The following is a 14,110-nucleotide window of genomic DNA, read 5'->3' as shown; positions in this document are numbered from 1 at the left end:
CTGGCATCCTGCCCCCTCCTGCGGTCCCTGTCCTCCATGAAGACCACGACCCTGCTGTCCACTCCATTGCTGTTGTCGCTTGCCGTGTTCCCCGGCGTGGGCTGGGGCCAGGCACAGGGGCCCGCCCCCCCGCCGGCACCGGTGCCCGCAGCGCAGCCGCCAGCCGATGCGCCGGCCGTACCGATGCCACCGGCACTGGCCTGGGAGCCACCGCCGCTGCAACCGTTCAGCGCCACCTACCAGGCCTTCTACAAGGGCAAGGAAGCGGGCGATGCCAGCATGCAGGTCACCCACACCGGCGGCAGCCAGTGGCGGGTGGACATGCAGGTGGTCGGCCGCCGCGGCTTTGCCAGCGTGCTGGGCCTGAACATCGAACAGAGCACGGTGTTCGAGGAGCGCAGCGGCGTGTATGCGCCGCTCAGCCAGAGCACGGTGCGCAAGGGCCTGTTCCTGGGCAAGAAGGCGGTCGGCACCTACAACTGGCAGGCCGGCACCGCGCAATGGACCGGTGACGTCAAGAAGGAACGCGCGCAGCCGATCCCGCTGCAGGCAGGCGACCAGAGCGCGCTGCTGATCAACCTGGCGATCATGCGCGATGCGCGTCCAGGCGCCTCCATGCATTACCGCTACGTGGACATGGGCAAGGTCCGCGAACACGACTACCAGGCCGCGCCGCAGACCGAGAACGTCGAGGTCGGCGACCTGTCCTACAACGCACTGCGGGTCTACCGGACCAACGGTGGCAGAAACGAAACCATTCTCTGGATCGCCAACGGTGTCCCCACCCCGGTGCGCATCCTGCAACGCGAAGACGGCGAAGACCGCGTCGATCTGCGCCTGATCGAATACCAAGGAGTCTGAGCATGAATACCCTGACCCGCCCCCTCACCTGGATCGCAGCCGCTGCCCTGACCGTGGCCAGCCTGCCGGCCATGGCGCTGGAACCGTTCAAGGCCGATTACCTGGCCAGCTACATGGGCATGCAGGCCAACGGCACCATGACCCTGGCCAGCGAAGGCAGCAACAAGTGGCGCTACAGCCTGCAGGTGAAGAACCAGCTGGCCGACCTCAGCCAGAGCACGGTGTTCGAGGAAGTGCGTGGCCAGCTGCGCCCGCTCAGCAGCCAGGACCGTTCGGCGCTGCTGGTGAAGAAGCGCAACGTGCAGGCCAACTACAACTGGACCAGCAACCAGGCCACCTGGACCGGTGACATCAAGCCGGATCGCGCTGGCCCGATTGCGCTGAAAGCCGGTGACATGGACGCGCTGCTGATCAACCTGGCGATCGCCCGTGACCTGGCGGCGGGCAAGCCGCTGACCTATCGCATGGTCGACGAAGGCCGCATCAAGAACATGACGTACCGTGTGATCGGCAAGGAATCGATCACCGTGGGCGGCAAGAGCTACGAGGCCACCAAGGTCTCGCGCGCCGACGGCAACAAGGAGCTGATCGCCTGGATCGTGCCGGAATTCCCGGTGCCGGCGCGCATGCTGCAGCGTGAGAGCGGCCGCGATGCGCTGGACCTGACCATCAAGGCGATGAACTGACGGGAGATCCACATCATCCACGCATGGCGTGGATCTACTGGAAACCTGAAGTAGATCGACGCCATGCGTGGATGGGTGTACCCCAAAGAAAACGCCCGCTTTCGCGGGCGTTTTCTTATTTCTTCGCTTCAGCCGGTTTCTGTTCCTCGGCCGGCTTGAACTCGGTCCGGCAGTCCACGCGGATCTGCTCACCGGTGCTGCGCCAGACGAAGGTGCGGCAATGACGGTTGCCGTCCTGGCTGTCGTTCACTGCGACCGCATAGAACGACTCGATGATTTCATCACGCGAGACCGTGCCATCGCCGTTCCAGTCCATGTCCTTCTGCTCGATGCCCTGGGTGATGGCGATGTTGGCGTACCAGGCATAGCCCAGCCACGCCAGCACGATCAGCACCAGGGCCAGCAGCGCCTTGCGACGCGGGCTGAACTTGCCGCGCAGGATCATGGCACGCGCCGGATGGTGGCGCCGAGCGAAGACAGCTTCTCTTCGATGTTCTCGTAGCCACGATCAAGGTGGTAGATGCGGTCGATGGTGGTATCGCCGCTGGCCATCAGGCCGGCCAGGATCAGCGAGGCCGAGGCGCGCAGGTCGGTGGCCATCACCGGCGCGCCGCTCAGGTGCTCGTTGCCACGCACGATGGCGGTATGCCCTTCGACCTGGATGTCCGCGCCCAGGCGCAGCAGTTCGTTGACGTGCATGAAACGGTTCTCGAAGATCGTTTCGTTGATCACGCCCACGCCGTCGGCCACGCAGTTGAGCGCCATGAACTGCGCCTGCATGTCGGTCGGGAATGCCGGGTACGGCGCGGTGGTCAGGTTGACCGCCTTCGGCCGCTTGCCCTGCATGTCCAGGGTGATGCTGTCGTCGGTGGTCTCGATCTTCGCACCGGCTTCGACCAGCTTGGACAGCACCGCGTCCATGGTGTTCGGGCGCGCACGGTTGACCGTGACCTTGCCACCGGTCATCGCTGCGGCCACCAGGAAGGTGCCGGTCTCGATGCGGTCGGGCAGCACTTCATGGCGGCCGCCGGACAGGCGCTCGACACCTTCGATCACCAGGCGGGCAGTGCCCAGGCCTTCGATCTTCGCGCCCAGCGCGATCAGGCAGTGCGCCAGATCGGTCACTTCCGGTTCCATCGCGCAGTTGTCGAGGATGGTGGTGCCTTCGGCCAGCACCGCGCCCATCAGCACGTTCTCGGTGCCGGTGACGCTGACCATGTCGAAGGTGAAGTGGCCCCCCTTCAGCCGCTTGGCGGTGGCCTTGATGAAGCCGTTCTCGACCACGATCTCGGCGCCCAGCGCCTGCAGGCCCTTGATGTGCTGGTCGACCGGTCGCGAGCCGATCGCGCAGCCGCCCGGCAGCGACACTTCGGCGGCGCCGAAGCGGGCCAGCAGCGGGCCCAGCACCAGGATCGAGGCGCGCATGGTCTTGACCAGCTCATACGGTGCGACGTGCTGGTTGACCGGACGCGGGTCGACCACGATCGCGCTGCCGCGCGACAGCGTGCCCTGGTCGATGGTGACCTTGGCGCCCAGCTCGCCGAGCAGCTTCACCGTGGTGACCACGTCGTGCAGGTGCGGCACGTTGGTGATCTCCACCGGCGCATCGGCCAGCAGGGTCGCGCAGAGAATGGGGAGGACGGCGTTCTTGGCGCCGGAGATGCTCACTTCACCGTGCAGCGCAGCGCCGCCGGTCACAACGATCTTGGCCATGTATTCGGGATCTTCTGCGGTTCAGCCGGCTTCGGCCGGGGTCACGGTTTTCAGCGCCAGCGCGTGGATCGCGCCGCCCATCAGGTCGCCCAGCGTGGCATACACCATGCGGTGGCGGGCCAGCGGCATCTTGCCGGCGAAGGCCTCGCAGACCACGGTCGCTTCGAAATGCACGCCATCGTCGCCCTGCACGTCGGCGCGGGCGCCGGGCAGGCCGGTTTCGATCAGATTGCGGATGGTGTCGGCGTCCAACGGGCTTTCCTAATAAAATGTGCCTCCATTCTACTTCCGCTGCGTGGCGTCCGCATGGCCGAATCCCTGTTGCCCCCCCGTTCCGTCGACCCTGCCGGCCTGGTCGCCAGCGGCCGCCGCGTCTTCGAGATCGAGCGGCAGGCGCTGGACGCCGTGGCCGACCGCCTTGGCGAGGCGTTCCAGCAGGCCTGCCAGGCGATCCTGGCCAGCCGCGGCCGGGTGGTCGCCACCGGCATGGGCAAGTCCGGGCACATCGCCCGCAAGATCGCCGCCACCCTGGCGTCCACCGGTACGCCGGCGTTCTACGTGCACCCGGGTGAAGCCGGCCACGGCGACCTCGGCATGATCACCGAGGACGACGTGGTGCTGGCGCTGTCCTATTCGGGCGAGTCGGACGAAGTGCTGATGCTGCTGCCGGTGCTCAAGCGCCAGGGCAACGTGCTGATTTCCATGACCGGGCGCCCACAGTCCAGCCTGGCCACCGCCGCCGACATCCACCTGGACGTGAGCGTGCCGGCCGAGGCCTGTCCGCTGGCGCTGGCGCCGACCTCCAGCACCACCGCCTCGCTGGCGATGGGCGACGCGCTGGCCGTGGCCCTGCTCGACGCACGCGGCTTCACCGCCGACGATTTCGCCCGTTCACACCCGGCCGGCAGCCTCGGCCGCCGCCTGCTGCTGCACATCACCGACGTGATGCACACCGGCGACGACCTGCCCAGCGTGGGCGCCGACGCCAGTCTCAGTGAAGCGCTGATGGAGATGAGCCGCAAACGGCTGGGCATGACCGCCGTGGTCGATGCCGGCGGCGTGCTGATCGGCCTGTTCACCGACGGCGACCTGCGCCGCGCGCTGGACAGCGCGCTGGACGTGCGCACCGCCAAGATCGCCGATGTGATGACGCGCAACCCACGCACCATCGGCGCCGACCAGCTGGCGGTGGAGGCGGCCCGGCTGATGGAGACCCACAAGATCACCGGCCTGATCGTGGTCGATGACCAGGGCCGTGCGGTCGGCGCCCTGAACATTCATGACCTGTTGCGGGCCCGGGTGGTTTAACCGACAGTCCGTAGACCCCATTCAGTCTGTACTGCCCCACCCGAACCCACCGAGCCTGCCGCCCTGATGCCCTGGTCCCCCCTGCCCGCCTTCCCTGCCCACCTGCATGCCGCCGCGGCCCGTATCCGCCTGGCCTGCTTCGACGTGGACGGCACCCTCACCGACGGTCGGCTGTACTACGACAAGGACGGCAACGAGAGCAAGGCATACTTCGTGCAGGATGGCCTGGGCCTGAAACTGCTGCAGCAGCACGGCATCCACCCCGTGCTGATCACCGCGCGCAACAGCCAGTCCGCGCTCAAGCGCGGCGCCGACCTCGGCATCGACACCCAGATCGCCGTGGGCGACAAGCTGGCCAGCGTGCAGGCGCTGTGCGCGCAGCATGGCATCGGCCTGGAACAGGTGGCCTTCATGGGCGATGACCTGCCGGACCTGGCGCCGCTGGGCGCGGTCGGCCTGGCCGTGGCGCCGGCCAACGCCCATCCGTGGATCGCCGAGCGCGTGCACTGGCAGACCCGTGCCGATGGCGGGCGTGGCGCCGCGCGCGAGCTGTGCGACATCCTGCTGGCCGCGCAGGGGCATGTGGATGCGGTGCTGGCGAGGTTCGGCGCATGAACCTGCCGACCGTGAACTGGCGCACCCTGCTCGGCATCGGCCTGCTGCTGGCCGCCCTGCTGAGCAGCTGGGCGGCGCTGCGCAACCGCGACAAGGGGCCAGCCAGTGGCGGCCAGGAAGTGGGCGTGGATTACATCCTGCACGACTTCCAGATCGTCGCCCTGGATGAGCAAGGCAAGGAATCGACCACGCTGCGTGCGCCGTTGCTGGAACGCCAGCGCGGTGACCAGACCATCAACATCGCCACGCCGTTGTTCGAGATGCCGGACAAGGATGGCAGGCACTGGACCCTGCGTGCCGAAACCGGCTGGCTCAGCGCCAAGGGCGACGAGATGAAGCTGCGCGGCAATGTCGCCGGCGACAGCCCGGTCGGCCCGGGCACGGTGCCGACCACCTTCCGCACCGATCATCTGGACGTGTTCCCGAAGGAAAACCGCGCCCGCACCGACGCCCTGGTGACCATGACCCGCCCGGGCATGGAACAGTCCGGCGTCGGCTTCGAAGTGGATTCGAAGAACAACACGTATCATTTCCTCAGCCAGTCCAAGGGCCGCTACACGCCCAAACGCTGATTCCGCCGCCAGCCTGCGACGTCTCCGGACAGGCGCAAGGCCGGCAGCCCCACCCGCCCGCCCCCGGTCCACCCGGGAGGCCCCCACCGGTAGAACGGACCCCGATGAAGATTCCCTTTGCCGCCGTACTCGCGCTTGGTCTTCTTGTCCCCAGCGCCGCCTTCGCCAAGTCCACCGACCGCAACGAAGACATGCACATCGATTCCGGCGCCCAGTCGGGCATGCTCACCGGCGACGGCAAGACCGTGCTGTCGCAGGGCGTGATCATCACCCAGGGCACGCTGGACCTGCGCTCGTCCGAGGCCGAGATCTACCTCAAGGACGGCGAAGCGGTGCGTGTGGTGTTCACCGGCAAGCAGGCCAAGATGAAGCAGCAGCTCGATGATGGCACCTGGATGGACGCGCTGGCCGATCGCATCGACTACGACATCAAGACCGAGATCATCACCCTGACCGGCAACTACAAGGTCACCAGCGCGCGCGGCACCAATGCCGGCCAGCGCATGATCTACAACACCCGCACCGGCGAAATGAACTCCGGTGGTGACGGCAGCCGCGTGCGCACCGTCATCCCGCCGAAGAACAAGACCCCGGCCGCACCTGCGGCACAGCCCAAGGCCACCACGCCGGCACAGCCGGCCGGGAGCAGGAAGTAATGCTCGTCGCCAAGGGCCTGCGCAAGAAGTACAAGCAACGCGAAGTCGTCAAGGACTTCGGGCTGACCCTCGACGCCGGTGAAGTGGTCGGCCTGCTCGGCCCCAACGGCGCCGGCAAGACCACCTGCTTCTACATGATCGTCGGCCTGGTTGCCGCCGATGCTGGCAGCATCGTGCTCGACGGCAAGGACATCACCGGCGACCCGATGTATACCCGGGCCAAGCAGGGCGTGGGTTACCTGCCGCAGGAGCCGTCGGTGTTCCGCAAGCTGACCGTGGCCGACAACATCCGCCTGGTGCTGGAGCTGCGCGAGGGCCTGGATTCGGCTGGCCGCGAGCGTGAATTGAACAGCCTGCTCGACGAACTGCAGCTGGGCCACGTCGCCGACCAGCTCGGCGCCAGCCTGTCCGGTGGCGAACGTCGCCGCTGCGAGATCGCCCGTGCCCTGGCCGCGCAGCCGCGCCTGATCCTGCTCGACGAACCGTTCGCCGGCGTCGACCCGATTTCCGTCGGCGAGATCCAGCGCATCGTCACCCATCTCAAGCAGCGTGGCATCGGTGTGCTGATCACCGACCACAACGTGCGCGAGACCTTGGGTATCTGCGACCGCGCGTATATCCTCGCCGAGGGCAGCGTGCTGGCCCAGGGTTCGCCGGAAGCGATCCTGGACAACGCCGATGTACGTCGCGTCTACCTCGGGGATTCCTTCAAGCTGTGAAGCAGTCGCCGGGTTCCTCTCCTTCCCTTCGGCACAGGCATGAAGACTCGGCTGCAGACATCGATGGGACAGCAGCTGGTGCTCACGCCCCAGTTGCAGCAGGCGATCAAGCTGCTGCAGATGTCCACCACCGAGCTGGAGCTGGAGATCGCCCAGGCGGTGGAAAGCAATCCGCTGCTGGACTGGGCCGACAGCAGTGACAGCAGCAGCGCCGGCAACGAAGGCAGCGATGGCAACGACGGTGACGCCCCCGCAGAACGTACCGATGCTGGTGACGACTGGGCACCGGCCGAACTGGACTGGAGCGCGGCCGGCAGCGGCGGCAGCTTCGACGATGACGACGACACCGGCAGCGCCGCCGAGCGCGTAGCCGAAACCGAAACACTGGCCGACCATCTGCTGTGGCAGCTGCATCTGTCGCATCTGTCCTCGCGTGATCGCAGTATCGGTGCCGCACTGATCGATGCGCTGGACGACGACGGTTACCTGCGCGAGCCGCTGGCCGGCATCGCCGAAACCCTGTTGCCGGCGATCCACGCCGACGAGGACGAGATCCTCGCCGTGCTGCATCGCATCCAGCGTTTCGATCCGGTCGGTGTGGCTGCACGCACGCTGGGCGAATGCCTGCTGCTGCAGCTGGATGTGCTGGCCGGTGACACGCCCGGCCTGGTGCTGGCGCGACAGATTGCCGCAGGCCCGCTGGAACGGCTGCCGCGCAGCGGCGTCGCCGGGCTGGCCCATGAACTGAAACAGCCCCTGGACGAGGTCGAGACGGCAGTCACCCTGCTGCGCTCGCTGGACCCGCGCCCGGGCACGCAGATCGCACCGCTGTCGCAGGACACCTACGTGGTGCCGGATGTGGTGGTGTGGCGGCAGAACGGCGTATGGCGCGCAGCGCTGGCCGCGCATGCCGGGCCGAAGGTGGTGATCCACCGCGGCTACGAACAGCTGATCCGACGTTGTGGCGACGCCGATGCCGGCTACCTGCGTGCCCAGCTGCAGGAAGCGCGCTGGCTGCTGAAAGGGCTGCAGCAGCGTGGCGAAACCCTGCTGCGGGTGGTACGCAGCCTGATCCTGCAGCAGGCCGGCTTCCTCGAATTCGGCGAGCAGGCGCTGCGTCCACTGACCCTGCGCGAGATCGCCACCGAGCTCGGCCTGCACGAATCCACGGTCTCGCGCGCGATCGCCCGCAAGCACGTGCGTACCCCGCGCGGCACCCTGCCGCTGCGCGCCTTCTTCGCCTCGGGCATCGATACCGAGGGCGGTGGCGAGGCGTCCAGCACGGCCATCCAGGCGATGATCCGGCGCCTGATCGACGACGAGAACCCACGCAAGCCGCTTTCTGACGCCAAGCTGGCTGACCTGCTCAAATCGTCGGGAATTCCAGTAGCGCGACGCACCGTGGCGAAGTATCGTGAAGCCATGAACATTTCCGCCTCGCACGAAAGGGTCAGAATCGCTTGACGCGCCGCCGCGCCCGGCGGAGAGGTTCATTGGCACATCCGAACACAGGAGAAACCCGATGCGCATCGAAACGTTTGGCAAAGATGTCGAAGTCACCCCGGCCCTGCAGTCCTATGTAGAGGAGAAGCTGGCCCGGATCGGCAAACACTTCGACCAGCACTGCGAAGCGCGGGTGACCCTCAAGCTGCAGAAGACCGAACACCACGTCGACGCCAGCCTCAACATTCCCGGCCAGACCCTGCACGCCGAGGCCAATGCCCAGACCATGTATGCCGCGATCGACCTGCTTGCGGACAAGCTTGACCGTCTGGTGATCAAGCACAAGGAGAAAAAACAGCAGCACGCACCGCTGCCGGTGGGCGACAATGGTGGCTGATCGCCACCGTTCCCCGCAGACATGCCCCTGACTGACCTCCTGGCGGCCGTGCAGACCCAGCTCTGCACGGCCACCGACCGCGACAGCGTCCTGCAGGCCGCCGCCGGGTTGCTGGCCTGCCGCCAGGCCAACGCCGAACAGATCTATCTGAACCTGTGCCAGCGCGAAGCGCTGGGCAGCACCGCGATCGGTCACGGCATCGCCATTCCCCACGGCCGCGCGCCAACCCTGGACCGCCCCCGCGGCGCCCTGCTGCGGTTGGCCACCCCGGTCGACTTCGGTGGCGACGAGCCGGTGGACCTGGTGTTCGCCATGGCCGTCCCCGCCCACTACACCCACCAGCACCTGATGCTGCTGTCCGAGCTGGCCGAGCTGTTTTCGGCGCCCGACATCCGCCAAGCCCTGCGCGAAGCGGGCGATGCCCGGGCGCTGCGCGAGGCGCTGGACATGACCCCACCTGCGAGTGCCGCATGAATACCAGCATCACCGCCCGTGAACTGTTCGAACAGCAGCGCGAGCGGCTGGGGCTGCGCTGGGCTGCCGGCAAGTCCGGCGAGAAGCGCGAGCTGGAGGCCGGCAACACGGTCTCGCGGCGTCCATCGCTGGCTGGTTATCTCAATGCGATCTACCCCAACAAGGTGCAGATCCTGGGCACCGAAGAGCTGTCCTGGCTGGATGCGCTGGAACCACGCCAGCGTTGGGAGACCATCGAAAAGATCATGCAGTCGCACCCGCTGGCGCTGGTGCTGACCCGCAACCAGGCCTGCCCGGAAGACCTGCGCGCCGCCGCGGATGAATCCGGCACGCCGCTGTGGCTGTCACCCAAGCGCGGCCACGAACTGCTCAACCATCTGTCCTACCACCTGGCCCGCACGCTGGCGCCGCGGGTCATCCTGCATGGCGTGTTCATGGAGATCTATTCCATCGGCGTGCTGATCACCGGCGAGGCCGGATCGGGCAAGAGCGAACTGGCGCTGGAGCTGCTCAGCCGCGGCCACCGCCTGGTCGCCGATGATGCGCCCGAATTCACCCAGATCGCGCCCGACGTGCTCGATGGCACCTGCCCCGAACTGCTGCAGGACCTGCTGGAAGTGCGCGGCCTGGGCGTGCTGAATGTGCGCGAGATGTTCGGCGACACGGCTGTAAAGAAGAACAAGTACCTTCGGCTGATCGTCCACCTGACCAAGCCGATGACCGAACCCACCCCGCATGGCTATGAGCGCCTGACCGGCGACTCGGGCACCCGCCATGTGCTGGACCTGGACGTTCCGCTGATCACCCTGCCGGTGATGCCTGGCCGCAACCTGGCCGTGCTGACCGAAGCCGCCACGCGCCTGCATATCCTGCGCACCAAGGGCATCGACCCGGCGGCGATGTTCATCGCCCGTCACAGCAACCTGCTGGAACGGCGAACGCCCTGATTCCCCTGTCCCCCGAAGAGCCTGTCCATGAGCACCGCAACCCCCTCCGCCCCGACCCTGATCATCGTCAGCGGCCTGTCCGGCTCGGGTAAATCCGTCGCCCTGAAGACCTTCGAGGACCAGGACTACTACTGCTCGGACAACCTGCCGATCAATCTGCTGCCCGACTTCGTGCGCAGTCTGCTGGCCAACCACGACGGCAGCGCACCACGCCGCCTTGCCGTAGGCATCGACGTGCGCGGCCAGGCCGACCTGAGCCAGCTGGGCGACTGGCGGCAGCTGGCCACCGATGCCGGCGTGGAAGTGAAGGTGCTGTTCTTCGAGGCCAGCGACGAGGCCGTGCTCAAACGCTACGCCGACACCCGCCGCCGCCATCCACTGAGCCAGCTGGGCCTGTCGCTGCCCGAAGCGATCGCGCGTGAGCGTGAATTGACCGCACCGCTGCGCCGCGAGGCCGATGCGGTGATCGATACCAGCAATCTCAACGTGCATCAGCTGCGGCGGCGGATCATCACCGAGTTCACGATGGACCATGCCACCGGCCTGTCGCTGCTGTTCGAATCGTTCGCCTACAAGCGCGGCGTGCCGGCCGAGGCTGACTTCGTGTTCGATGCGCGGGTGCTGCCCAATCCACACTGGGACCCGGATCTGCGTGCGCTGAGTGGCCGCGAACCGGGCGTGCGCGACTACCTGGAAGCGCAGCCGGACGTGCAGCGCTACCTGACCCAGCTGATGGATTTCCTCGATACCTGGCTGCCGAAGCTGGGGGATGGCACCCGCAGCTATGTGACCGTGGCCTTCGGCTGCACCGGCGGCAAGCACCGTTCGGTGTTCCTGGCCGAGCGCCTGGCCCGGCATGCCCGCGAGATGGGCTGGGAAGACGTGGCGACCTACCACCGCGAACAGGATTGAGGGGGTCGGCCGGGCTGCGCCCGGCACCCGCGGGTAGTGCCGGCCGCTGGCCGGCAACAGCAAAAGCAAAAGCGGCATTCCCTGGGATGGCGAGGCGGTGTGCTGTTGGTGGGTGTCGACCTTGGTCGACACAGTAGATCCACGCCATGCGTGGATGAATCCCGGTCAGGCATCGAAAAACGGATGGGGTCGGATCCTTTTCCAACGGAAATGGGCTCCGACCCGAGCAACACTGAATACGGGACACAGTGCCCCTCATCTGCTGCTATCGCCAATTCACCTTGACCTGTTAACGTGCAGTAATGACCTGTGGCATTCTCCTCGTAACACATCCCGGGGTCGGGACCGCCCTGCTAGACGTGGCGACCCGGCTCCTGCGGCAATTGCCGCTGAAAACCGAAGCTTTCGAAGTACCGTTCGACGCAGACCTGGACGCCCTGCTCCCGCTCGCCTCAGCCGCTCTGCGGCGGGTCGACAATGGTGAAGGCGTGCTGATCCTGACCGACCTGTACGGCGCCAGCCCCGCCAACCTTGCCGGGCAGCTGGCCCGGCTGGGGACCCCGGTTCGCCGGGTGTCGGCGCTGAGCCTGCCGATGTTGCTGCGGGTGATGAATTATCCGGAACAGGGACTGGATCAACTGCCCGCCACAGCCGCGGCGGGTACCCGTAATGGAGCGATAGTCGACGATGCTTGAACGAGAACTCACCGTGAGCAACCGCCTGGGCCTGCACGCCCGGGCCACCGCCAAGCTGGTGCAGACCCTGGCGCCGTTCCGCTGCAACGTGACCATGGCCGCCAAGGGCCGTGAGATCAACGCCAAGAGCATCATGGGCGTGATGCTGCTGGCCGCCGGCCAGGGCACCCCGGTCACGGTGCGCATCAACGGCGAGGACGAAGCCGCCGCGATGGAAGCGGTGGTCGGCCTGTTCGAACGCCGCTTCGACGAGGACAGCTGAGCGTGCCACGCGCGCGCGCCGGCCAGGTCCCTTCCGGCCAGCGGCCGGTACAGCTGCTGGCCGGGCACGGTGCTGCCCGTGGCGCGGCGATGGGCCGGGCGCGGGTGCGCCTGCCACATGCGCTGGAAGTGGCCGAGCAGCGCGTCGCCGCCCATCAGGTCGAGGCCGAGCTGGCCCGCCTGCACCGCGCGGTGGATGCCGCGCGCACGGAAATGCACGAACTGCGGCAGCGCCTGCATGGCGCCCTGAACCAGGAGGTGGGCGAGTTCCTCGACCTGCATGCCCTGCTGCTGGACGACCCCGAGCTGTTGTTCGGGCTGGACGAGCTGATCCGCAGCGGCCCGTACAGCGCCGGCTATGCGCTGCGCCTGCAGCGTGACCGCTTGGCCAAGGTCTTCGATGGCATGGACGATGCCTATCTGAAGAGCCGCATGGACGACCTCGACCATGTGATCGGCCGCATCCACGCCTTCCTGCAGCCCGAACGCCCGCCGGTGATGAAAGGCCTGGCCGGTGAAATCCTGGTCTGCGACAACATCGCGCCCTCCGAGCTTGCCCAGTTGCAGGCGCAGGGCGTGGTCGGCATCGTCACCGCCGCCGGCAGCGCGCTGTCGCACAGTGCGATCCTGGCGCGCAGCCTGCACCTGCCCTTGATCGTCAACGTGCCGCAGCTACTCAGCCGCATCGCCGATGGCGACGTGCTGATCATCGATGGCGCCGACGGCAGCATCACCGCCAACCCGCAGGCCGACAACCTGCGCGACTACCGCGCGCGCCTGAAAGAACATGCGCGCGAGCAGCGCGAGCTCGGCCGCCTGCGCAGCAAACCCAGCCGTACCCGCGACCAGGTCGACATCGCCCTGCTGGCCAATGCCGAATCGCTGGAGGACGTCACCCAGGCGCATGCGCTGGGCGCGCAGGGGCTGGGCCTGTACCGCACCGAATTCCTGTTCCTGCAGCGCAACGAGCTGCCGGACGAAGAAGAACAGTTCCAGACCTACCGCGATGCCGCGTTGGGCATGAGCGGGCGACCGGTCACCATCCGCACGCTCGATCTGGGCGCGGACAAGGCCGACCGCACCGGCCTGACCCTGAGCAACGAAGAAAACCCGGCCCTGGGACTGCGCGGCGTACGCCTGTCGCTGGCACGGCCCAAGGTGGCCGACACCCAGCTGCGCGCGATCCTGCGCGCCTCGGCCTACGGCAAGCTGCGCGTGCTGGTGCCGATGGTCAGCACCCGCGAGGAACTGCTGGCGGTGCGCCGGCGCATGCTCAAGCTGACCGAACAGCTGCGCAGCGAAGGCCACATGGTGTCCGACCATGTGCCGCTGGGGGCGATGATCGAGGTGCCCGCTGCGGCGTTGGCGCTGGAGAGCTTCATCGACCTGGTCGACTTCCTGTCGATCGGCACCAACGACCTGGTGCAGTACCTGCTGGCCGCCGACCGCAACAACGAGGCACTGGGCGAGCTGTATTCGCCGCTGCATCCGGCCGTGCTGCGGTTGCTGCAGATGGTGATCGAGACCGGCGCGCGGCATCGCATTCCGGTGGCGGTCTGCGGTGAGATGGCCGGTGATGCACGGATGACTCCGCTGCTGCTGGCGCTGGGCCTGAGCGAATTCAGCCTGCACCCCGGCACACTGCTGGAGGTGCGCCGCGCGATCCGCGAGGCCGACCTGGCCGCGCTGCGCGCGCGCGCACCGAAGCTGCTGGCCGCACGCGACCGCCGCGCGATCGAGCGCTGGCTGGCGCTGGTGGCGGATACGCCCTGAGCGCCAAGGGTAGTGGCGGGGGCCGGGGGGGCCCCCCGCTGGCCACAGGGGGGGGGCGGGACGGGGCCCCCGCCCCGC

At 67.4% G+C, this 14,110-nt stretch carries 18 protein-coding genes; 15 read left to right on the top strand and 3 right to left on the bottom strand.

The window, feature by feature from the left end; translation table 11 throughout:
• Positions 1 to 36 precede the first annotated feature (36 nt).
• Together ABE423_RS09975 and ABE423_RS09970 are read left to right on the top strand one after the other, a co-directional pair.
• Positions 37 to 861, top strand: a complete 825-nt coding sequence (locus ABE423_RS09975; RefSeq protein ID WP_180838128.1) for a DUF3108 domain-containing protein — start codon at positions 37 to 39, stop codon at positions 859 to 861.
• Positions 862 to 863: 2 nt separating this feature from the next.
• On the top strand, positions 864 to 1,547 hold the full coding sequence (locus ABE423_RS09970) for a DUF3108 domain-containing protein (protein WP_010483632.1): 684 nt from the start codon (positions 864 to 866) through the stop codon (positions 1,545 to 1,547).
• Between the two features lie 115 nt (positions 1,548 to 1,662).
• Here the strand turns inward: ABE423_RS09970 and ABE423_RS09965 are convergent, their stop codons facing one another.
• From ABE423_RS09965 to ABE423_RS09955, 3 genes are read right to left on the bottom strand one after another with little or no spacing between them, the layout of a single operon-like run.
• Positions 1,663 to 1,992 carry a hypothetical protein gene (locus ABE423_RS09965; RefSeq protein ID WP_032130368.1) on the bottom strand — a complete coding sequence of 110 codons (330 nt, stop codon included), beginning with the start codon at positions 1,990 to 1,992 and terminating at the stop codon, positions 1,663 to 1,665.
• Positions 1,989 to 3,260 carry a UDP-N-acetylglucosamine 1-carboxyvinyltransferase gene (gene murA / locus ABE423_RS09960; protein ID WP_180838127.1) on the bottom strand — a complete coding sequence of 424 codons (1,272 nt, stop codon included), beginning with the start codon at positions 3,258 to 3,260 and terminating at the stop codon, positions 1,989 to 1,991. Before murA ends, ABE423_RS09965 begins: the two co-directional genes overlap by 4 nt.
• A gap of 21 nt (positions 3,261 to 3,281) precedes the next feature.
• Positions 3,282 to 3,512, bottom strand: coding sequence for a BolA family protein (locus ABE423_RS09955; RefSeq protein WP_005408396.1), 231 nt, complete (start codon positions 3,510 to 3,512; stop codon positions 3,282 to 3,284).
• Between the two features lie 54 nt (positions 3,513 to 3,566).
• On the opposite strand from ABE423_RS09955, the gene ABE423_RS09950 reads away from it, so the two are divergent.
• The 13 genes from ABE423_RS09950 to ptsP all read left to right on the top strand — a co-directional run bounded on the left by ABE423_RS09950 (position 3,567) and on the right by ptsP (position 14,032).
• A complete protein-coding gene (locus ABE423_RS09950) occupies positions 3,567 to 4,568 on the top strand; it encodes a KpsF/GutQ family sugar-phosphate isomerase (RefSeq protein ID WP_032130370.1) in 1,002 nt (333 codons plus the stop codon).
• Positions 4,569 to 4,634: 66 nt separating this feature from the next.
• Positions 4,635 to 5,183 carry an HAD hydrolase family protein gene (locus ABE423_RS09945; RefSeq protein ID WP_049398160.1) on the top strand — a complete coding sequence of 183 codons (549 nt, stop codon included), beginning with the start codon at positions 4,635 to 4,637 and terminating at the stop codon, positions 5,181 to 5,183.
• Positions 5,180 to 5,755 (top strand): LPS export ABC transporter periplasmic protein LptC, encoded by a 576-nt coding sequence (gene lptC, locus ABE423_RS09940; protein ID WP_071228064.1) that lies wholly within the window; start codon positions 5,180 to 5,182, stop codon positions 5,753 to 5,755. The genes ABE423_RS09945 and lptC overlap by 4 nt, the downstream gene beginning before the upstream one ends.
• A 104-nt stretch (positions 5,756 to 5,859) precedes the next feature.
• The gene (gene lptA / locus ABE423_RS09935; protein ID WP_049462882.1) at positions 5,860 to 6,411 is read left to right on the top strand and encodes a lipopolysaccharide transport periplasmic protein LptA; all 552 of its coding nucleotides are present in this window, start codon (positions 5,860 to 5,862) and stop codon (positions 6,409 to 6,411) included.
• Positions 6,411 to 7,130, top strand: coding sequence for an LPS export ABC transporter ATP-binding protein (gene lptB / locus ABE423_RS09930; RefSeq protein WP_049400688.1), 720 nt, complete (start codon positions 6,411 to 6,413; stop codon positions 7,128 to 7,130). Before lptA ends, lptB begins: the two co-directional genes overlap by 1 nt.
• A gap of 39 nt (positions 7,131 to 7,169) precedes the next feature.
• Positions 7,170 to 8,594: an RNA polymerase factor sigma-54 gene (locus ABE423_RS09925; protein ID WP_180838126.1), complete on the top strand. Its 1,425-nt coding sequence runs from the start codon at positions 7,170 to 7,172 to the stop codon at positions 8,592 to 8,594.
• A gap of 58 nt (positions 8,595 to 8,652) precedes the next feature.
• Complete coding sequence (gene raiA, locus ABE423_RS09920; RefSeq protein WP_004147311.1) at positions 8,653 to 8,970, top strand: ribosome-associated translation inhibitor RaiA; 318 nt, start codon at positions 8,653 to 8,655, stop codon at positions 8,968 to 8,970.
• A 21-nt stretch (positions 8,971 to 8,991) separates the two neighbouring features.
• Positions 8,992 to 9,444 carry a PTS sugar transporter subunit IIA gene (locus ABE423_RS09915; protein WP_032130191.1) on the top strand — a complete coding sequence of 151 codons (453 nt, stop codon included), beginning with the start codon at positions 8,992 to 8,994 and terminating at the stop codon, positions 9,442 to 9,444.
• A complete protein-coding gene (gene hprK / locus ABE423_RS09910; protein WP_005408388.1) occupies positions 9,441 to 10,391 on the top strand; it encodes an HPr(Ser) kinase/phosphatase in 951 nt (316 codons plus the stop codon). Before ABE423_RS09915 ends, hprK begins: the two co-directional genes overlap by 4 nt.
• Positions 10,392 to 10,418: 27 nt before the next feature.
• Positions 10,419 to 11,303, top strand: coding sequence for an RNase adapter RapZ (rapZ, locus tag ABE423_RS09905; RefSeq protein ID WP_125894150.1), 885 nt, complete (start codon positions 10,419 to 10,421; stop codon positions 11,301 to 11,303).
• Between the two features lie 302 nt (positions 11,304 to 11,605).
• Positions 11,606 to 11,998, top strand: coding sequence for a PTS system fructose IIA component family protein (locus ABE423_RS09900; protein ID WP_049462131.1), 393 nt, complete (start codon positions 11,606 to 11,608; stop codon positions 11,996 to 11,998).
• The gene (locus ABE423_RS09895; RefSeq protein WP_005408385.1) at positions 11,991 to 12,260 is read left to right on the top strand and encodes an HPr family phosphocarrier protein; all 270 of its coding nucleotides are present in this window, start codon (positions 11,991 to 11,993) and stop codon (positions 12,258 to 12,260) included. Before ABE423_RS09900 ends, ABE423_RS09895 begins: the two co-directional genes overlap by 8 nt.
• A gap of 2 nt (positions 12,261 to 12,262) precedes the next feature.
• On the top strand, positions 12,263 to 14,032 hold the full coding sequence (ptsP, locus tag ABE423_RS09890; RefSeq protein ID WP_100437450.1) for a phosphoenolpyruvate--protein phosphotransferase: 1,770 nt from the start codon (positions 12,263 to 12,265) through the stop codon (positions 14,030 to 14,032).
• Positions 14,033 to 14,110 lie beyond the last annotated feature (78 nt).

The sequence above is a fragment of the Stenotrophomonas sp. TWI1409 genome, from assembly GCF_039673015.1.
GTDB classification, from domain to species: Bacteria; Pseudomonadota; Gammaproteobacteria; order Xanthomonadales; family Xanthomonadaceae; genus Stenotrophomonas; species Stenotrophomonas maltophilia_A.
This window is presented reverse-complemented; position numbering and strand designations above follow the sequence as displayed.